The 18,333-nt window shown below is 66.3% G+C and carries 19 protein-coding genes; 11 read left to right on the top strand and 8 right to left on the bottom strand.

Going from position 1 to position 18,333, the window contains the following annotated elements; all coding sequences use genetic code 11:
• Nucleotides 1-11: 11 nt before the first annotated feature.
• The 5 genes from ACZYZ7_RS28565 to ACZYZ7_RS28545 all read left to right on the top strand — a co-directional run bounded on the left by ACZYZ7_RS28565 (nt 12) and on the right by ACZYZ7_RS28545 (nt 4,828).
• On the top strand, nt 12-1,481 hold the full coding sequence (locus ACZYZ7_RS28565; protein WP_463742289.1) for an aldehyde dehydrogenase: 1,470 nt from the start codon (nt 12-14) through the stop codon (nt 1,479-1,481).
• A 78-nt stretch (nt 1,482-1,559) separates the two neighbouring features.
• Entirely contained in the window at nt 1,560-2,312 is a 753-nt protein-coding gene (locus ACZYZ7_RS28560; RefSeq protein WP_135452422.1) for an SDR family oxidoreductase, read from the top strand.
• Nucleotides 2,309-3,157: an NAD(P)-dependent oxidoreductase gene (locus ACZYZ7_RS28555; protein ID WP_463742288.1), complete on the top strand. Its 849-nt coding sequence runs from the start codon at nt 2,309-2,311 to the stop codon at nt 3,155-3,157. The genes ACZYZ7_RS28560 and ACZYZ7_RS28555 overlap by 4 nt, the downstream gene beginning before the upstream one ends.
• An 11-nt stretch (nt 3,158-3,168) precedes the next feature.
• Nucleotides 3,169-3,612 (top strand): carboxymuconolactone decarboxylase family protein, encoded by a 444-nt coding sequence (locus ACZYZ7_RS28550; RefSeq protein WP_039325318.1) that lies wholly within the window; start codon nt 3,169-3,171, stop codon nt 3,610-3,612.
• On the top strand, nt 3,602-4,828 hold the full coding sequence (locus ACZYZ7_RS28545) for a hypothetical protein (RefSeq protein WP_463742287.1): 1,227 nt from the start codon (nt 3,602-3,604) through the stop codon (nt 4,826-4,828). The genes ACZYZ7_RS28550 and ACZYZ7_RS28545 overlap by 11 nt, the downstream gene beginning before the upstream one ends.
• A gap of 4 nt (nt 4,829-4,832) precedes the next feature.
• Here the strand turns inward: ACZYZ7_RS28545 and ACZYZ7_RS28540 are convergent, their stop codons facing one another.
• From ACZYZ7_RS28540 to ACZYZ7_RS28525, 4 genes are read right to left on the bottom strand one after another with little or no spacing between them, the layout of a single operon-like run.
• Nucleotides 4,833-5,324 (bottom strand): hypothetical protein, encoded by a 492-nt coding sequence (locus ACZYZ7_RS28540; protein WP_450071155.1) that lies wholly within the window; start codon nt 5,322-5,324, stop codon nt 4,833-4,835.
• 9 nt (nt 5,325-5,333) lie between these two features.
• On the bottom strand, nt 5,334-5,792 hold the full coding sequence (locus ACZYZ7_RS28535) for a hypothetical protein (protein ID WP_450071154.1): 459 nt from the start codon (nt 5,790-5,792) through the stop codon (nt 5,334-5,336).
• A 14-nt stretch (nt 5,793-5,806) separates the two neighbouring features.
• Complete coding sequence (locus tag ACZYZ7_RS28530) at nt 5,807-6,427, bottom strand: sensor domain-containing protein (RefSeq protein ID WP_450071153.1); 621 nt, start codon at nt 6,425-6,427, stop codon at nt 5,807-5,809.
• On the bottom strand, nt 6,424-6,738 hold the full coding sequence (locus tag ACZYZ7_RS28525) for an EspA/EspE family type VII secretion system effector (RefSeq protein WP_463742286.1): 315 nt from the start codon (nt 6,736-6,738) through the stop codon (nt 6,424-6,426). The genes ACZYZ7_RS28530 and ACZYZ7_RS28525 overlap by 4 nt, the downstream gene beginning before the upstream one ends.
• Nucleotides 6,739-6,856: 118 nt before the next feature.
• Between ACZYZ7_RS28525 and ACZYZ7_RS28520 the strand changes: the two genes are divergently transcribed.
• A complete protein-coding gene (locus tag ACZYZ7_RS28520) occupies nt 6,857-7,564 on the top strand; it encodes a M15 family metallopeptidase (RefSeq protein WP_463742285.1) in 708 nt (235 codons plus the stop codon).
• Nucleotides 7,565-7,578: 14 nt separating this feature from the next.
• Here the strand turns inward: ACZYZ7_RS28520 and ACZYZ7_RS28515 are convergent, their stop codons facing one another.
• Entirely contained in the window at nt 7,579-8,208 is a 630-nt protein-coding gene (locus tag ACZYZ7_RS28515) for a TetR/AcrR family transcriptional regulator (RefSeq protein ID WP_450071150.1), read from the bottom strand.
• Between the two features lie 49 nt (nt 8,209-8,257).
• Nucleotides 8,258-9,484, bottom strand: coding sequence for a cytochrome P450 (locus ACZYZ7_RS28510; protein WP_463742360.1), 1,227 nt, complete (start codon nt 9,482-9,484; stop codon nt 8,258-8,260).
• Between the two features lie 109 nt (nt 9,485-9,593).
• On the opposite strand from ACZYZ7_RS28510, the gene purD reads away from it, so the two are divergent.
• Nucleotides 9,594-10,862: a phosphoribosylamine--glycine ligase gene (gene purD, locus ACZYZ7_RS28505; RefSeq protein WP_463742284.1), complete on the top strand. Its 1,269-nt coding sequence runs from the start codon at nt 9,594-9,596 to the stop codon at nt 10,860-10,862.
• Here the strand turns inward: purD and ACZYZ7_RS28500 are convergent.
• Nucleotides 10,859-11,692, bottom strand: a complete 834-nt coding sequence (locus ACZYZ7_RS28500; RefSeq protein ID WP_450071233.1) for an alpha/beta hydrolase — start codon at nt 11,690-11,692, stop codon at nt 10,859-10,861. The two genes, purD and ACZYZ7_RS28500, sit on opposite strands and share 4 nt — an antisense overlap.
• Before the next feature lie 125 nt (nt 11,693-11,817).
• Between ACZYZ7_RS28500 and ACZYZ7_RS28495 the strand changes: the two genes are divergently transcribed.
• Complete coding sequence (locus ACZYZ7_RS28495; protein WP_450071148.1) at nt 11,818-12,456, top strand: TetR/AcrR family transcriptional regulator; 639 nt, start codon at nt 11,818-11,820, stop codon at nt 12,454-12,456.
• Nucleotides 12,457-12,466: 10 nt separating this feature from the next.
• Nucleotides 12,467-13,906 carry an APC family permease gene (locus ACZYZ7_RS28490; RefSeq protein WP_135452445.1) on the top strand — a complete coding sequence of 480 codons (1,440 nt, stop codon included), beginning with the start codon at nt 12,467-12,469 and terminating at the stop codon, nt 13,904-13,906.
• On the opposite strand, the gene relZ is transcribed toward ACZYZ7_RS28490, so the two are convergent.
• Entirely contained in the window at nt 13,903-15,627 is a 1,725-nt protein-coding gene (gene relZ, locus ACZYZ7_RS28485; protein WP_463742283.1) for a bifunctional ribonuclease/(p)ppGpp synthase, read from the bottom strand. The two genes, ACZYZ7_RS28490 and relZ, sit on opposite strands and share 4 nt — an antisense overlap.
• 50 nt (nt 15,628-15,677) lie before the next feature.
• Between relZ and purB the strand changes: the two genes are divergently transcribed.
• Together purB and ACZYZ7_RS28475 are read left to right on the top strand one after the other, a co-directional pair.
• Nucleotides 15,678-17,096: an adenylosuccinate lyase gene (gene purB, locus ACZYZ7_RS28480; protein ID WP_135452449.1), complete on the top strand. Its 1,419-nt coding sequence runs from the start codon at nt 15,678-15,680 to the stop codon at nt 17,094-17,096.
• A complete protein-coding gene (locus tag ACZYZ7_RS28475) occupies nt 17,093-18,304 on the top strand; it encodes a cytochrome P450 (protein WP_210115467.1) in 1,212 nt (403 codons plus the stop codon). The genes purB and ACZYZ7_RS28475 overlap by 4 nt, the downstream gene beginning before the upstream one ends.
• Nucleotides 18,305-18,333 lie beyond the last annotated feature (29 nt).

Raw genomic sequence — 18,333 nt, 5'->3', positions numbered from 1 at the left:
GGAGTTCACCGATGCCGGTACTGGCCGATCGCCAGAGTCAACTGCTGATCGACGGCAAGCTCGTCGCCGGCGGTGGCGGAGCATTCGAGACCGTCAACCCCGCCACCGAGGAGGTGCTCGGCGTTGCCGCCGACGCCAACACCGAGGACATGGGCAATGCCATCGAGGCGGCGCGCCGTGCGTTCGACGACACCGACTGGTCGACGAACACCGCGCTGCGGGTGCGCTGCCTGCGGCAGTTGCGTGATGCGTTGCGCGAAAATGTCGAGGAATTACGGGAATTGACCATCGCCGAGGTGGGTGCCCCGCGCATGCTCACGGCCGGCGCGCAGCTGGAAGGTCCGATCGACGATCTGGCGTTCTCGGCCGACACTGCCGAGAGCTACGAGTGGACAACCGATCTCGGCTACGCCACGCCGCAGGGCATCCCGACCAACCGCAAGATCGCCCGTGAGGCCGTCGGTGTCGTCGGCGCGATCACCCCGTGGAACTTCCCGCACCAGATCAACCTGGCCAAGGTCGGCCCGGCGCTGGCCGCAGGCAACACCCTGATCCTCAAGCCCGCCCCGGACACGCCATGGGCGGCCGCGGCCATCGGTCAGATCATCGCCGAGCAGACCGACTTCCCGGCCGGCGTGATCAACGTCGTCACCTCCAGCGATCACTCGGTGGGCGCGTTGCTGTCCAAAGACCCGCGGGTGGACATGGTTTCGTTCACCGGGTCGACCGCTACCGGACGTGCGGTGATGACCGACGCGGCACTGACGCTCAAGAAGGTGTTCCTGGAGCTGGGCGGCAAGTCGGCGTTCCTGGTGCTCGACGACGCCGACCTGGCCGGAGCCTGCTCGATGGCGGCCTTCACGGTGGCCATGCACGCCGGGCAGGGCTGCGCGATCACCACGCGGCTGGTGGTGCCGCGGGCCCGCTACGACGAGGCTGTCGAGGCCGCGGCAGCCACATTGGGCGGGATCAAGCCCGGTGACCCGAACAGCAAGCGCACGGTGTGCGGCCCGCTGATCTCTGCCCGCCAGCGCGACCGGGTGCAGTCCTATCTGGATCTCGCTCTGCAGGAGGGCGGCCGGTTCGCGTGCGGCGGTGGGCGTCCCGCGGACCTGGACACCGGGTTCTTCATCGAGCCGACCGTCATCGCCGGCCTGGACAACGACGCCCGGGTGTCCCGCGAAGAGATCTTCGGGCCGGTGCTGACCGTCATCGCGCATGACGGTGACGACGACGCCGTGCGGATCGCCAACGATTCGCCGTACGGCCTGTCGGGCACCGTGTTCTCCGGCGACGACGCCCGCGCCCAGGCGGTGGCCTCGCGGATGCGCGTTGGCACCGTCAACGTCAACGGAGGCATCTGGTACTCGGCCGATGCACCGTTCGGCGGCTACAAGCAGTCCGGAGTCGGCCGCGAGATGGGCCTGGCCGGCTTCGAGGAATACACCGAAATCAAATGCGTCGCGACTTTGGCCAACTAGATGCCGAGCGGCCAGTTATGACACGCAATCTCGCGAAGACCGTGCAATAACTGGCCAGTCGGCCGGAAAGGAATAGACATGGGACAGTTCGACAACAAGGTAGCCATCGTCACCGGGGCCGGTGGCGGTATCGGCCAGGCGTACGCCGAAGCGCTGGCGCGTGAGGGCGCGGCGGTCGTGGTGGCCGACATCAACACCGAAGGTGCCCAGAAGGTCGCCGACGGCATCAAGGGTGAGGGCGGCAACGCGCTCGCGGTGCGGGTCGATGTCTCCGACATCGACTCGGCCAAGGACATGGCGGCGCAGACGCTTTCGGAGTTCGGCGGCATCGACTACCTGGTCAACAACGCCGCGATCTTCGGCGGCATGAAGCTCGACTTCCTGCTCACCGTCGACTGGGACTACTACAAGAAGTTCATGAGCGTGAACCTCGACGGCGCGCTGGTGTGCACCCGCGCGGTGTATCGCAAGATGGCCAAGCGGGGCGGCGGCGCGATCGTCAACCAGTCCTCGACCGCGGCCTGGCTGTACGCCAACTACTACGGCCTGGCCAAGGTCGGCATCAACGGCCTCACCCAGCAGCTGTCGCGTGAGCTCGGCGGGCAGAACATCCGCATCAACGCGATTGCCCCCGGCCCGATCGACACCGAGGCCAACCGGACCACCACCCCGCAGGAGATGGTCGCCGACATCGTCAAGGGAATCCCGTTGTCCCGCATGGGCCAGCCGGAGGATCTGGTCGGGATGTGCCTGTTCCTGTTGAGTGATCAGGCCAAGTGGATCACCGGCCAGATCTTCAACGTCGACGGCGGACAGATTATCCGGTCATGACTCAGCAGCGATACGGCTACATCGGTTTGGGCAACATGGGTGCCCCGATGGCCAAGCGCCTGGCCGAATGGCCTGGCGGGTTCACGGTATTCGATGTGCGCACCGAATCCATGGAGCCATTCGCGGAGCTCGGCGCGACGCTGGCGGACGACGTCACAGGTGTTGCCGATGCGGACATCATCAGCATCACGGTGCTCAACGACGAGCAGGTGCGTTCGGTGATCGCGGACCTGGCGCCAAAGGTCAAGCCGGACACCGTGATCGTGATCCACTCGACGATCAGCGACACCACCGCGGCCGAGCTGGCCGAGCAGTACCGGTCGCAGGGCATTCACATCGTCGATGCCCCGGTCAGCGGTGGGGGCGCGGCCGCCGAGAAGGGTGAGCTGGCCATCATGGTCGGTGCCGAGCGGCCCGTCTACGAGCGGATCAAGCCGGCGCTCAAGCAGTTCGGCTCGATGGTGATCCACGCCGGTGAGCCCGGCGCAGGCACCCGGATGAAACTGGCCCGCAACATGCTGACCTTCACCTCGTACGCAGCGGCATGCGAGGCGATGAAGCTGGCCGAGGCGGCCGGGCTCGACCTGGGTGCGCTAGGTCGGGTGGTGCGTCATACCGATGCGCTGACCAGCGGGCCGGGCGCCATCATCGTGCGCGACAACATGGCCGAGCTGACCCCGGACCACTGGCTCTACGATGCGTTCACCCACACCCGCGGACTGGGGGAGAAGGATCTGAGCCTGGCCCTCGGCCTGGGTGACGTTGTGGGTGTGGACCTTCCGTTGGCCCAGGTGGCCTTGCAGCGGCTCGCAGAGGGCCTCGGCGTACCGCACAAGAACGACTAGGAGAACTTGCGATGGACGAGTTGCGCGCCAAGGGCCTGGCCAAGATGAACGAGGTCTACGGCTGGGAGATGCCGAACATCGAAGGGGATCCGTACTTCGATCTGACCGTCGACCACTTGTTCGGCACCATCTGGACCAAGCCCGGACTGTCGATGCGTGAGAAGCGGCTGATGACGTTGTCCGCGGTGACCGCCGTCGGCTCGCAGGATCTCGCCGAGATCCAGGTGAACGCCGCGCTGCTCAACGGTGAGTTCACCGAGGAGGAGCTCAAGGACATCGCCATTTTCCTCACCCAGTACCTCGGCTTCCCGCTCGGGTCCGGGCTCAACGGAACCGTGTCCAAGGTTGTGGCCAAGCGTCGCAAGGCCGCCGAGAAGGGGCTTGACGAGGACCGGCGCGCCAATGTGAACGCCGCGGTCAAGATGAACACCGGGAGCGAGCTCGATGACAAGTAGGTATGCCTCGCTGACCCGGGACGAGTTGGTCAAGCTGGTACCCGAGTTGCTGCTCATGGGCCAGATGATCGACCGGTCCGGGATGGCCTGGTGCATCAGCAATTTCGGCCGACCGGAAATGCTCCAGATCGCGATCGAAGAGTGGGCGGCGTCCAGCCCGATCTATACCCGGCGGATGCAGAAGGCGCTGCGGTACGAGGGCGTCGACGTCATCACCATTTTCAAAGGACTGCAGCTCGACATCGGCGCCCCGCCGCAGTTCATGGATTTCCGCTACACGATTCATGACCGCTGGCACGGCGAGTTCCACCTCGATCACTGCGGTGCGCTGCTCGACGTCGAGCCGATGGGCGAGGACTACGTGCGTGGCATGTGCCACGACATCGAGGACCCGACCTTCGATGCCACCGCGCTGGCCACCAACCGTAAGTGCCAGGTCCGTCCGATTCACCGGCCGCCCCGGACCCCGGCAGACCGTCAGCCGCACTGCGCCTGGACGGTGATCATCGACGAGTCGTACCCGGAGGTCGATGACATCCCGGCGCTCGACGTGATCGGCCGGACCCAGGCTGCGCGAACGGTTCTGGACCCGATCGATCCCTCCGACGAGGGGGCGTCCGACTACTCGGGGCCGCTGGTGTCGGACCTCGACTTCGCGGCGTTCTCGCACTCGGCGCTGGTCCGCATCGCCGACGAGGTGTGCCTGCAGATGCACCTACTGAACCTGTCATTCATTCTCGCGGTGGGTGCCCGGGCTGGGGCGAACACCGCACTGGCCACCGAGATCTGCACCAAGCAGCTGATCGGCGTGGCCGGACTGGGCGCCGAGCGTATTCACCGTGCGCTCGATCTGCCCGGTGGCATCGAGGGGGCTATGCGGGTCCTCGAGCTGCATCCGTTGTTCAATCCCTCGGCGTACATCGATGCCGAGTTCGGTCCGGACACGGTGTCGGTGCGGCGCTCGCCGGCGCACGAGGACGGGTCCTGGGTGGCGCTGACCGGGCCGGCCGAGACCCGGCCGCTGCAGGCTGTCGTCGCCGCCGTCAACCCGCATCTGTCCGTCGAGGTTATCGGCTCGGATGCGGAATGGACCGCCCGGGTGATCGAAACCGAGACCGCGGCAAAGGAATTCGATGAGGTTGCGGTGACGAAGTTCAGCGGCGGTGCGTCATTCGTGTTCGAGCCGCGGAAGTCGTTGCCGTTGACCGTCGTGTAAGTCACTATGTGGTGTACACGCTCAGGTGGACAAAGCGGGTAGTGGGTTCGCGCTCGTCAACGATGACGTTGCGATATACCGATTTCCCTTCAGCGTTGCGATAGCGATCCTGAGCACCGACCACCGACGGAGAACTCGCGAGGGGCGGACCGGCGATGATCGGGTCAAAGGGGGGATGGACCCGGGTGAGTGGCTTGTCGAAATGCGATTCAGCGAGGAGGTCCTGCAGGTCGGCGGACGGCATTTTCAGCGCCAGTTGATATCTGGTGTCGATCGCGCCGTCTACGCTGGCTTGCAGCACCTCTGCTCCCGCCGGTATCACGACCCCACCGAAATCGCTTGCCTTTTTGATCAACTCGGGATTGTTCGAGGTCTCGGCACGGGAGCCGAGCGTGCGGCCGACCGCGTCGTCAGGTGAGGTGCAGGCAACAGCCATGAACAGCGCCACCGCGGCAAGTCCGAACATGGACCGACGCTTCGTCTGCATGAGGTTCATCAAGGTCTCCTAGCTCGCGGGCACAGTCAGCATGAGATATCCCCCGCCTTGCGGTCGCAGCATCACGTCGGTCGGCCAGGTCACCCGGAAATTCTCACCGCGTAGGTAGTCGCCGCTGATTCCGGCGGCCTTGACGGGTTTCCCGTTGAGCTCGAAGATCAGCAGGCTGGCCTTGGAATCGTAGAAATCATTCTTGATCACCGGCGCGCCGACGGTGTCCTCGATGAATTCCCGTTCAGAGTATTCGTGGAACAGATGCACCTCGTCCCAGTCCCAGCTGGTGAAGTCGCTGAGATTTCCTGACTTCTGTTGATGCAGAAGCCTTTCCAGGCCATCGTTGAGCTTCTGGTCGTTGTAGTCGACATCCATCGACGGCCTCATCGCCTGCCTGACCAGATCGCAGCCGCCCAGGGAGAGGCAGAGAAACACAACGATCAGTGCGGTTCGCGTGGTCCTGACGATGTTCATTCGCTGTGCGCCCACTAGTGTTCCGCTTGTTCGAGACCATCGAGTACCTCAAGAGCGACCCGCTCGCTGTCTGGGAGGCCGAGCGCGTTTGAGTTGATCAGCGCAGTACCGGTGAGCCGATAGGCGCTGTGGGCCCCGTCGGCGTGTTCACTGTTGAGTAGCAGGGTGTTTGGGTCGGGGCTCTCCGCTGTGCGGCGGTAGTATCCGGTGCCCGTCCTGATGCAGCCGGGTACCGCCGCAGCGAGCCGGTCAAATGTTGCCTGTGCGGTCGCCACGTCCGGGTAGACAGCAATCGCCTGGCGGACATCCGCCATGATGGGGAGCGCCGGCGCGTCAATCAGCGTGGCATAGCCGACGGTGCGGAACTGCCTCCAGTCAGTGCCGAAGACTGCGGGCGGGTCGAACACCGGACGACACGCTTCTGGGGTGTTCGGGGTCGGAGAAGGGGCGGAAGCGGCCAGTTCCGGTACTTCATGAAATCCGGCGATCCCGGAGATACTTTGTACCTCTTCGACGGAAAGTACAGCTGGTCCAGCATCACTCCGTGCCGGCGACGGTGATGTCGACGAGTCCGTAGCGCAGGCTGTGGTCAGCAACGTGAGGCCGCAGAAGACAGCTGCAAAAGTGCGATTCACCGAGGTCGCCGTCCCTGATCTGGTATGCCATGAGACAGGCAGTGCCCAGCAGTTCGATCCCGGGTCTGTTCGAGATTCTGCCGACCGGCGCTGACCACCCCGGCTGCCCGGGTGACCTCTGCGGCCATGCGCTGATCGAGATCAGCGAGCTTGCCGTAGACGGCGGCATGTTCGGCGTTCTTGGCGGCGTAGGCCTGCGCGACCGTGCCCTGCCATCGGTCGTCAAACGCATCGCCCGTCGTCGGAGCACCCTCACCGAACGTGGTGCGTGCCTGCGACCACGTCGTGTAGAACGCGTCGAGTGCCCCCACGGCTCACCCCCGGCTGGATCGAGGTCTCAAGTCTAGATCTCGGCAAACCCCACCTGGGGCGCTAATTTCGCCCCCGGGCTGACTGTCTGCCTCCAGTTTCGCGATCTACAGTCGCGGGGTGGGCATCTCAACCGTCCGCGTATGTGCCCTGGTGGTAGGCCTGTTCACCGGGTGCACGGCGGCGTGTGCCGGTGGCGCGCCGGATGCGGTGCCGGCTCCGCGACCTGCCGCTACCGTGCCGCAGGTCCCGCAGCCCAATGCGAAGCCGGAGCAACCCGCGCGGGTCCAGCCGGTGGACGCTGCCGCGCTGGGTGCCACCTGGCGGCCGGGATGCCCGGTGCCGCCCACCGATCTTCGCCGGATCACCCTGTCGTACATCGGCTTCGATGGTCGTTCGCATCGCGGTGAGCTGGTGGTTCACCGCGATGCGGTGAGCGACGTGATCGGGATCTTCGGGGACCTGTACTCGGCGCGATTCCCGATCGAGAAAATGCGCACGGTGGACAACTATCCGGGTGCTGCCGACGAGCTGTCGATGGAGGACAACAACACCTCGGCGTTCAATTGCCGGCCGTTGCCGAGTGGATCGTGGTCACTGCACGCCTACGGTCGTGCCGTCGACATCAACCCGCTGATCAACCCGTACATCTCGGCTTCCGGTGACTTGCAGCCCATCACTGCGCGGGCGTACCTGGATCGCACCCGTACGGACCAGGGGATGATTCGCGATGGTGACGTAGTGGTGCGGACCTTCGCGCAGCGTGGCTGGCGATGGGGCGGGGATTGGCGTGACCCGGTCGATTACCAGCATTTCGAGCGGCGCTGACGCCCAAAAAGCCTCTACACCCCGGCCGGCGGCCTCTCGGACGCCACATGTCCGCCCGCCACCGCCGAACCGACCCACCGCGTCAGGTAGCTGCGCAGCGCTTCTCCCGTGCGTGGTGGACGGCCAGGATCGATGACGAAGGACTGGATGATCCGCAGCACGTGCTCGGCGAGCTCGTCCAGTTCGGTGTCGGTGTATCCCACCTCGGTCCAGTCGACATCCATCTTGTGCAACATGGCCCGGGCAAAGTCGACCGCGACATCCGAGGTCACCGACTCCGTGTGCGCGTTCGCGCGTCCGGGAGCCACGAGCAAACCGATGTGTTTGTCCTCGGGTAACCACTCCAGGGAGGTGGCGATGGACTCGGTGACCGCCTCCACCGGATCGGTCATGCCTTTGATGTGGGCGGCCAATCGGTCCAGGAAATCGCCGGCCGCATGGACCGCGGCCGCCACCAGCAGAGCGTCGGTGCTCGGGAAATAGCGGTACACGGTCTGGCGGGTGACGCCGAGGGTGCGGGCCACATCGGCGATCGAGAAGTCCGCTCCCCGCTCATCGATCGCCTTCCCGGCCGCGGCCAGGATGCGGGCAATCGCCTCGTCATCGGTGGCCGGCGCCGAGCCGGACCACCCGTGCGTTCGCATGGGCGAATCCTAGAACAACCAACGGAACACGCTGCTGGTCAACCAGCGGTCAACGGTGGTAGGAGACCGGCAGGTCCTTGACGCCGTTGATCCATCCGGACCGCAGGCGTTGCGGCTCAGCGAGTTTGGCGATGTCGGGGATCTGATCGGCGATCTCGTTGAACATCAGCTTGATCTCCATCCGTGCCAGATTGGCGCCGATGCAGTAGTGCGCGCCGTTGCCGCCGAAAGCCAGGTGAGGGTTGGGATTGCGCAGGATGTCGAAGGTGAAGGGCGACTCGAAGACTTCTTCGTCGTAGTTGGCCGAGCTGTAGAACAGGCCGACGCGCTGCCCGGCTTTCACCGTCACATCGCCGATCTGGGTGTCGACCAGGGCGGTGCGCTGGAAGCAGTGCACCGGGGTGGCCCAGCGGATGATCTCGTCGACCGCGGTCTCCGGGCGTTCGCGTTTGAAAAGCTCCCACTGGTCCGGGTTTTCGAGGAATGCGTTCATGCCGTGCGTCATGGCATTGCGGGTGGTCTCGTTGCCGGCCACGGCCAGCAGGATCACGAAGAACGCGAATTCCACCTCGCCGAGCGAGTCTCCGTCGACGTCGGCCTGCACGAGTCGCGTCACTATGTCGTCGGCCGGGCACTGCCGGCGCTGCTCGGCCATGGTGTAGGCGTAGCCCATCAGTTCGGCGTTGGCCATCGTCGGATCGGCGTCGAAATCGGGATCGTCGGTGTTCATGATGGCGTTCGTCCAGTGGAAGAGCTTCTCGCGGTCTTCCTCGGGCACGCCGATCAGGTCCGCGATGGCCAGCAGCGGCAGGCTCATCGCGATGTCATCGACGAAATTGCCGCTGTCCTTCTTGGCCGCCGCCGCCACGATGTCGCGGGCCGCCACGGCCAGCTTCTCCTCCAGGGCTGCCACCGAACGCGGGGTGAACAGACGCGACACCAGCTTGCGCAGTCGGGTGTGCTCGGGCGCGTCATGGTTGATCAGCAGCGCCTTGGTGAGGTCGAGTTGTTCGGAGGTCACCCCTTCGGGCAGGCGCATGACGGCGCCCTTGGCGTTGGTCGACCACACCGCACCGCCGTCGCGGGAGATGGTCTTGATGTCCTCGTGGCGGGTGATCACCCAGTAGCCGCCGTCATTGAAGATCGATTCATCCTGCTCGTTCCACCACACCGGCGCGGTCTTGCGCAGTTCGGCGAACTCGCGCACCGGGATTCCGCGGAGCAGGACATCGGGATCGGTGAAGTCGTAGCCGGCGCCGAACGGGCAAGCACTCATGGTGGTCAAGCCGGATCATCTCCTCGTGTGACGGCGAGCACATTTCTGCTGTCGACCATACACTGTGGCGTCAAGTGTATGCCCACAGGTTTCCCGCTACGCTACGACCGTGCGCGTCCTCGTTATCGGATCCGGTGCCCGTGAACACGCCCTGCTGCTGGCCCTGCGCCGCGACCCGCAGGTCGACGAGTTGGCGGTGGCACCCGGCAACGCCGGTACCCAGTCCATCGCCGATCAGTACGACGTCGACATCACCTCCGGCGAGGCCGTGGTGAAACTGGCCCAGCGCCTGGAAAGCGACCTCGTGGTGATCGGCCCGGAAGTCCCACTGGTGCTCGGCGTGGCCGACGCCGTGCGGGCCGCCGGCATCGCCTGCTTCGGCGCGAGCAAGGACGCTGCCCGCATCGAGGGCTCGAAGGCCTTCGCCAAGGACGTCATGGCCGCAGCCGGGGTGCGTACCGCGAGCAGTGAGATCGTCGACAACCCGGCCCACCTCGACGCCGCGCTGGACCGCTTCGGCCCGCCTGCCGGTCAGGCCGCTTGGGTGGTCAAGGACGACGGTCTGGCCGCCGGTAAGGGCGTGGTGGTCAGCGCCGATCGCGACGCCGCCCGGGCGCATGCCGCCAGCCTGCTCGACTCGGGGCACCCGGTGCTGCTGGAGTCGTTCCTCGACGGTCCCGAGGTGTCACTGTTCTGCGTGGTCGACGGCGCCACCGTCGTGCCGTTGCTGCCGGCGCAAGACTTCAAGCGGGTCGGCGACGGAGACACCGGGCCGAACACCGGTGGCATGGGTGCCTACGCCCCGTTGCCCTGGTTGCCGGATTCGGTGAAGAACCAGATCGTCGACGAGGTCGTCAAACCTGTTGCCGCAGAACTGGTTGCGCGGGGCAGCTCGTTCTCGGGTCTGCTCTACGCCGGTTTGGCGATCACTTCGAACGGTCCGGCTGTGGTCGAGTTCAACTGCCGCTTCGGAGATCCGGAAACGCAATCTGTTCTGGCCCTGCTTGATTCGCCACTTGGTCAGCTGCTGAACGCCGCGGCCACCGGCGAACTCGCCGCATTCGGTGACCTGCAGTGGCAAGACGGCTACGCCGTGACGGTCGTGGTGGCCGCGGAGAATTACCCGGGCCGGCCGCGCGTCGGCGACGTCATTCATGGATCGGAAGCCGACGGGGTGCTGCACGCCGGCACCGCGCGCCGCGAGGACGGCGAGGTGGTGTCCTCGGGCGGCCGGGTGCTCTCGGTGGTCGGCACCGGAGCGGACCTGCCCGCCGCGCGCGATGCGGCATACGCGCTCGCCAAGTCGATCCGGTTGCCGGGCAGCCACTTCCGCACCGATATCGGTCTGGGCGCGGCTGAAGGGCGGATCACGCTCTAGGCGACGAGTAGCGGTGCCATCCAAGCGATCTCGGCGGGCAGCTGCGAACTCCAGAAGCTGCCGTCATGCCCGCCGGGGGAGAAGCCTCCGGCCGGGGGATTGGGCAGCTCGGCGATGAACTGCTTTGTGGCCGAATAGAACGGATCACTGTTGCCGCAATCGATCCGGATCGGGATCGATCCCAGCGCGGGCTGAGCCCAGACGCTGTTGGCGGCGTAATCGGCTGCGCTGTCGAAGGCGCCGGGTGCAGCGGCTCCCGATGACGTCCAGAGCGCCGGGCTGACCGCGCAGATCGCCGCGGTGCGTGCCGGCCCGAGCCGGGCACCCAGCAGCAGCGCTCCGTAGCCGCCCATGGACCAGCCCAGGAATCCCACCCGCGAGGTGTCCAGGCCCTGATCGGCCAGCATCGGGATCAGCTCGTCGAGGACCATCGCACCCGAGTCCTCACCGGATGCTCTTTTGTGCCAATAGCTTCCGCCGCCGTCGACCGCGACCACGGCGAACGGCGGCAGCCCGGCCGCCACCGCCTCGGCCAAGCCCTGTTCGACTCCGCCGGCCATCACGCCGGCGGCATCCTGCCCTTTGCCGTGCAGGGCGATCACCGGCCGGAGTTTGCCGGTCTGTCCTGGCGGCCGCGCGATGGCCCAGTTGGTGCTCGTCCCGCCACGCGCCGACGATGCGAACGAGCCGCTGGTGAACGTCGGGGCGGGCGCGGGGCCGGCCGATGAGACAGGGGCAGAGGCGAGGGCTACAGCACCGGCGGCGCCGGCAGCCGCACCGACGCCGAGGCGCAGGACTGCGCGACGGGTCAAGTTGGGCATGCGGGCCATCTTGCCATCGCCCGACAATGGCATCGGCCAGTGGCATTGTTGCGGTGGTAATTACGGCCGGGAAAACCTGAGTAGAGCCTGATGATTGGCCGAAAGCCCGATGTGGAGGGTGCCCGGCTGGCACGATGCTAAAGGTGACGGCAGCGGTCACTCCTAAAGGGGAGCGTCGGCGGTACGCCCTCGTCAGGGCGGCCGCTGAGTTGCTCTGTGAGGGCGGTTTCGACGCCGTCCGGCACCGGGCCGTGGCTCGTCGTGCCGGCCTCCCGCTGGCCTCCACGACGTACTACTTCTCCTCACTCGACGACCTCATCGCGAAGGCTGTCGAGTACATCGGAACCCAGGAAGCCGAACATCTCAGCGCCGGTGTAGCCGCGCTCTCACGGCGGCGTCGCGGTGCCGAATCGACCGCCGACGTCCTTGTCGATCTGTTGCTCGGGGAATCCACGGAGCGTCGCGGAATCGAGGAACTGATCTCGCGCTACGAGCGCTACATCGCATGTGCCCGGCAGCCCGGGCTGCGCGACATTCAACGCCGCATCTTGCAGCAGCGCACCGACGCCGTGGTCGAGGTGGTGGAACGCTCAGGCCGCTCGGTGCGCGCCGAACTGGTCACCGCGCTGGTGTGCGCCGTCGACGGGGCCGTTGTGGCATCGTTGGTCGACGAAGGGGAGGGGCCCAGGGCCAGCGCCCGCGCCACACTGATCGACGTCATCGACGTGCTGGCGCCCGTCGACGAACGGGCGGGTACGCGTCTGACCGGCTGATGGAGGGGGAATGTCGCAACCCGCAACCTCGAAGGAGCCACAGCTCAAGCGGGTGATGGGGCCCGGACTGTTATTACTGTTCGTAGTCGGCGACATCCTCGGCACGGGCGTCTATGCGCTGACCGGGCAGGTGGCCAAGGAGGTCGGCGGCGCCGCGTGGCTTCCGTTCCTTGCGGCGTTCCTGATCGCCACCATCACCGCGTTCAGCTACCTCGAACTGGTCACCAAGTACCCGCAGGCAGCCGGTGCTGCTCTCTACGCGCACAAGGCTTTTGGCGTCCAGTTCGTCACCTTCCTGGTGGCGTTCATCGTGATGTGTTCCGGAATCACCTCGGCCTCAACGGCTTCCCGCTTCTTCGCGGCGAGCTTCTTCAAAGGCCTTGAGGTCAACTTCGACTACACCCCCAGTTGGGAGAAGCTCGGCATCATCGCGTTCGCATTGTTCTTCATGGCCATGATCGCCGTGGTGAACCTCCGTGGGGTCAGCGAAAGCGTCAAGCTCAACGTGTTTCTCACCTTCGTCGAGATCACCGGCCTGCTGCTGGTGATCCTGGTCGGGCTATGGGCCTTCACCGGTGGCAGCGCTGAAGTCGACTTCGGCCGGGTCGTCGCATTCGAGACTCCCGATGGCAAGAACGCGTTTCTCGCCGTCACCGCCGCCACGTCCCTGGCGTTCTTCGCGATGGTGGGCTTCGAAGACTCGGTCAACATGGCCGAGGAGACAAAGGATCCGGTACGGATCTTCCCCAAGGTGCTGCTATCGGGTCTGGGCATCGCGGGACTGGTCTACGTCCTCGTCTCGGTCATCGCGGTCGCGCTGGTGCCGGTGGGGACACTGGCCGCCAGCAAGTCCCCGTTGGTCGAGGTGGTTCACGCCGGTGCGCCCGGCCTGCCGATCGACAACATCCTGCCGTTCATCTCGATGTTCGCGGTGTCCAACACCGCGCTGATCAACATGCTGATGGCCAGCCGCCTCATCTACGGGATGTCGCGCCAGCACGTGCTGCCTCCGGTGCTGGGTGTCGTGCACCCGCGGCGCCACACCCCTTGGGTGGCAATCACGTTCACGACATTGCTGGCGTTCTGCCTGATCTTCTACGTGTCGACCTTCGCCAGCGAGGACGCCATCGCGGTGCTGGGCGGTACCACGTCGCTGCTGTTGCTCGCGGTGTTCGCCATGGTCAACGTGGCGGTCCTGGTGCTGCGTCGCGATGTGCGAAAAGAGGGCGGGCACTTCAAGACTCCGACTGCGCTACCCGTCATCGGATTCGTGGCCTCGCTCTATCTGGTGCTGCCCACCTCCGGACGACCGTCCGAGCAGTACATCCTGGCACTGGCACTCGTCGTCACCGGCATCGTCCTGTTCGGCATCACCATGCTGATCAACCGGCAACTCGGCATTCGTGGGGCAGGCATCACCGACCCGACCCACCTCGGCGACGCGCCCTAGGAATCTTTACGCAGCTTTTCAATCCGGTTCTGCAGCAGAGCGATCCGGTGCGCGTTCCCATCCAGCTCGATGTAGCGGTCGTCGAAGACGGCCAACAACGCGTCGTCCAGGCGGCGGACCGCGCCCGGCGGGTAGCGGTAGTCCATCAGCCGGTTGATCTCGTCGGTGTCCACCGAATCCAGCACGCCCGTCAGCGCATCCAGCGAGGTGATGCCGAGCTCGAGCAACAACCCCGAGATCCAGCTGTAGTGGTCCGTGCGCGACCAGCCGGCATCGGGGAAGCGGTTGCCCAGGTAGGTGGCCAGCACCGGGGTGGCGATGCGCGCGTCCCTGGAGAATCCCGCGGACTCGACCTCCTCCTCTTCGGTCATGGTCAGCCGCAGCCGTTCCCGGATCTCGGTGAACTCGCGGTCGGCCAACTCCAGAAGCCCGGCCGCCAACGTGAACCGGCGGTCCAGTTCGCTGACGTGTTCGGCTGGGATCGAACCCTTGTACCGCACGTCATGCTCGAACTCGGCCCACGCGTGCTGCAGCACGGTACGTACCTGGATGGACGCCGGATACTGCTCGCCTTCGACCCCGAACAGCAGGTGCCGGCTCGCATACCCCCACCGGCCCTGACGGGCGGTCTGCAGACCCATGTCCTGGTCGTCGAGCAGCCGCATCTCCTCGGCCAGCAGGTTGGCCACCGCGTCGACATCCTCACGCAGATAGGTGATGACGCGCAGGCCCACCTGATCGGTGATCTCCACCAGCGGATCGGTGTACATCCGCGTGCCGTCGACCGCGCGCCGGTTGGCTTTCTCGGCGAACGAGTCGACGCTCTTGGTGCGGGCCGTGATGCTCAGGTAGTTGATGCCCGCCTCGTCGAGCAGCCCGGTGACCCGCTTGAGGTACTGGTCGGTGGCGGCCACCAGGTCCGGGCGCCGGGCAGCGTATTCGGCCACAGCCGTCGAGGGTGCCTCCTCGCGGGCAGGTGCCGGGCGCGGTCGGGAGAGTCGATCAGCGGGCAGGGACGGCGTGACGATGTACCCCGACGCGAAGTCGCCGTAGATCGTCACGTCCTCGGGCCGGTGGTACCAGTACAGCGCGATGTAGGCGCAGAGCATGGCGTCGACGGGGTCCTCGTCGCGGTCGAGCTGGCCCGGTCGGGTGGCCGCTTCGATCCGCTTGCGCAGTTCGACCCAGCTGACATTGCGGTTCGCCCGCAGCCTCGGCGTTGCCGTGTCGAGCTCCTCGATGCACGTCATCAACCTCAGCAGTTCGCGCTGACGGTCGCCGAACGCGCCGCGCTTGTACTTCAGCGTCTTGTCGAGCCCGAACAGGACGACGCTCGCCGGGTGCGGATAGACCTCGATCGCGCGACGGTTCGACAGCGACGACGGATCCATGTCCAGACCCAGCATCGACGCGATACGCGCCCCACGCGGATGCTTGAACTCGGGTCGCTCGGTGAACGCTGGGCGTGCCCCGGCGTCGAACCGCTGGAAGTCCCGGTTGAGATCCCGCTCGCACGGCCGGTGGCCCGTCGGGTTCTTCACGATGAGCGGCGCATCGATGGCGACCAGGCAGTCGCCGCTGACATAGGGCTCTATGGCCGCCGCGATGTCGTCGTCGTCCTGCGCGACGCCGACGTGTAGGACCCGCCCACCGGAGTCGATGGCAGCCACACCCGTCTGGTTCTTCTCGCCCCACGCGAGGTCGAGTCCGACGAAGTACATCCGTCCACTGTCTCATTCGTCGTCCCGCCCGGGCCGTAAGCTGTGTGTTCGTGACGATCCCGAATGTTCTGGCCAACCGCTACGCCAGCGACGAAATGGTCGCGATCTGGTCGCCGGAGGCCAAGATCGTCGCCGAACGCCGACTCTGGCTCGCCGTGCTGCGTGCACAGGCCGAGCTGGGTGTCCCGGTGCCCGACGGCGTGATCGACGACTACGAGCGTGTCCTGGAGAACGTCGACCTCGCGTCCATCGCGGCGCGCGAGCGCGTCACCCGCCACGACGTCAAGGCACGCATCGAAGAGTTCAACGCCCTGGCCGGCCACGAGCACGTCCACAAGGGCATGACCAGCCGCGACCTCACCGAGAACGTCGAGCAGCTGCAGATCCGCAGCTCCCTTGAGCTGGTGTTCGCCCACGGCGTCGCGGTGGTGGCCCGGCTGGCCGAACGCTCCGTCGTCTACCGCGACGTGGTGATGGCCGGCCGGTCGCACAATGTGGCGGCCCAGGCCACCACGCTCGGCAAGCGGTTCGCCTCGGCTGCCGAGGAGACCCTGCTGGCGCTGACCCGGCTGCGTGAGCTGATCGACCGCTACCCGCTACGCGGCATCAAGGGCCCGATGGGCACCGCCCAGGACATGCTCGACCTGTTCGACGGGGATACCTCCAAGCTCGCCGAGCTGGAGCGGCGGGTCGCCCAATTCCTGGGATTCACAGAGGTTTTCACCAGCGTCGGGCAGGTGTACCCGCGCTCGCTGGACCACGACGTGCTCTCGGCGCTGGTGCAGGTGGGTGCCGGGCCGTCCTCGCTGGCCCACACCATCCGGCTGATGGCCGGCCACGAGCTGGTGACCGAGGGCTTCGCGCCCGGTCAGGTCGGCTCGTCGGCGATGCCGCACAAGATGAACACCCGGTCGTGTGAGCGGGTCAACGGCCTGCAGGTGGTGCTGCGCGGCTACGCCTCGATGGCCGCCGAGTTGGCCGGTGCGCAGTGGAACGAGGGCGACGTGTTCTGCTCGGTGGTGCGTCGCGTCGCGCTGCCCGACGGGTTCTTCGCCGTCGACGGGCAGACCGAGACCTTCCTGACCGTGCTCGACGAGTTCGGCGCCTACCCCGCAGTGATCCAGCGTGAGCTGGACCGGTACCTGCCGTTCCTGGCCACCACGCGCATCCTGATCGCCGCGGTGCGCGCCGGCGTGGGCCGCGAAACCGCGCACGAGGTGATCAAGGAACACGCCGTTGCCGTCGCACTGGACATGCGTGAGCGCGGTCTGGAGCCCGACCTGCTGGACCGGCTGGCCGCCGACCCGCGGCTGCCGCTGGACCGGGCGGCCCTCGAAGCCGCGCTGGCCGACAAGCAGGCCTTCACCGGGGCCGCCGGAGCCCAGGTCGACGGGGTCGTCGCCGCCGTCGACGAGTTGGTCAGCCGCTACCCCGAAGCCGCCAAGTACACCTCGGGCGCCATCTTGTGAGCTTGGCGGCCGATCTCACCGACCTGGACAACTTCGCTGCCGGCTTCCCTCACGAGTTGTTCGCCGCACATCGCCGCGAAGCCCCGGTGTACTGGCACGAGCCCACCGAACACACGCCGGACGGCGAAGGCTTCTGGTCGGTGGCCACCCACGCCGAAACCCTTGCGGTGCTGCGCGATGCGGAGACCTACTCCTCGGTGACCGGCGGCGCCCGGCCGTACGGCGGCACGCTGCTGCAGGACCTGGCCATCTCCGGGCAGGTGCTCAACATGATGGACGACCCGCGGCATTCCGAGATCCGCCGGCTGGTCAGCTCCGGGCTCACCCCGCGGATGATCCGGCGGGTCGAAGACGATCTGCGGGCCCGCACGCGCCGGTTGCTCGACGACGTGGTGCCGGGCGAACCGCTGGACTTCCTGGTCGACGTGGCCGCCGAACTGCCGATGCAGATGATCTGCATACTGCTGGGAGTGCCTGAATCCGAACGGCATTGGCTGTTCCATGCGATCGAGCCGCAGTTCGACTTCGGCGGCTCGCGCACCGCGGCCATGGCGCAGATGTCGGCCGAGGAGGCCGGCTCACGGATGTACACCTATGGGCAGGAACTCATCGCCGCCAAGCGTGCCGATCCCACCGACGACATGCTGTCGGTGGTGGCCAACGCAACGGACGCCGCGTTGAGCGACCTGGAGTTGTACCTGTTCTTCAGCCTCCTGTTCAGCGCCGGCGCTGAGACCACCCGTAACTCCGTGGCGGGCGGGCTGCTGGCCCTGATCGAAAACCCTTCGCAGATGGCGTTGTTGCGTGAGGATCTCGCGGAACTGCCCACCGCGATCGAGGAGATGGTGCGTTGGACCTCGCCGTCGCCGTCCAAACGCCGTACCGCGACCCGAGCCGTGTCGCTGGGCGGCTGCGACATCGAAGCCGGGCAGAAGGTGCAGGTCTGGGAAGGGTCGGCGAACCGGGATTCACTGGTGTTCTCCGCTCCTGACACCTTCGACATCACACGTAAGCCCAACCCGCACTTGGGCTTCGGCTACGGTATCCACTACTGCCTCGGCGCCAACCTGGCCCGGCTGGAGCTTCGCGTCCTGTTCGAAGAGCTGCTTGGGCGGTTCTCATCGGCTCGTCTGGTCAAGCCCGTCGAATGGACCCGCAGCAACCGACACACCGGCATCCGACATCTGGTGGTGGAGCTCGGGGTGTGAAACCCGGGGCGTCGTTCGCCTAACCTCGG

This window comes from Mycobacterium sp. IDUB_17 (genome assembly GCF_055419465.1).
The sequence above is the reverse complement of the archived record's forward strand: the minus strand, read 5'-3'. Positions and strand labels throughout refer to the sequence as shown.

Coding starts and splice junctions, on each gene's coding strand:
- ACZYZ7_RS28515 (WP_450071150.1), bottom strand. CDS start 8,208: ATGCGAACGCACGGGTGGTCCGGCTCGGCGCCGGCCACCGATGACGAG.
- ACZYZ7_RS28500 (WP_450071233.1), bottom strand. CDS start 11,692: ATGGCCCGCATGCCCAACTTGACCCGTCGCGCAGTCCTGCGCCTCGGC.
- ACZYZ7_RS28565 (WP_463742289.1), top strand. CDS start 12: ATGCCGGTACTGGCCGATCGCCAGAGTCAACTGCTGATCGACGGCAAG.
- relZ (WP_463742283.1), bottom strand. CDS start 15,627: ATGTACTTCGTCGGACTCGACCTCGCGTGGGGCGAGAAGAACCAGACG.
- ACZYZ7_RS28535 (WP_450071154.1), bottom strand. CDS start 5,792: ATGAACATCGTCAGGACCACGCGAACCGCACTGATCGTTGTGTTTCTC.
- ACZYZ7_RS28555 (WP_463742288.1), top strand. CDS start 2,309: ATGACTCAGCAGCGATACGGCTACATCGGTTTGGGCAACATGGGTGCC.
- ACZYZ7_RS28560 (WP_135452422.1), top strand. CDS start 1,560: ATGGGACAGTTCGACAACAAGGTAGCCATCGTCACCGGGGCCGGTGGC.
- ACZYZ7_RS28550 (WP_039325318.1), top strand. CDS start 3,169: ATGGACGAGTTGCGCGCCAAGGGCCTGGCCAAGATGAACGAGGTCTAC.
- ACZYZ7_RS28510 (WP_463742360.1), bottom strand. CDS start 9,484: ATGAGTGCTTGCCCGTTCGGCGCCGGCTACGACTTCACCGATCCCGAT.
- ACZYZ7_RS28495 (WP_450071148.1), top strand. CDS start 11,818: ATGCTAAAGGTGACGGCAGCGGTCACTCCTAAAGGGGAGCGTCGGCGG.
- ACZYZ7_RS28490 (WP_135452445.1), top strand. CDS start 12,467: ATGTCGCAACCCGCAACCTCGAAGGAGCCACAGCTCAAGCGGGTGATG.
- ACZYZ7_RS28540 (WP_450071155.1), bottom strand. CDS start 5,324: ATGAACCTCATGCAGACGAAGCGTCGGTCCATGTTCGGACTTGCCGCG.
- ACZYZ7_RS28545 (WP_463742287.1), top strand. CDS start 3,602: ATGACAAGTAGGTATGCCTCGCTGACCCGGGACGAGTTGGTCAAGCTG.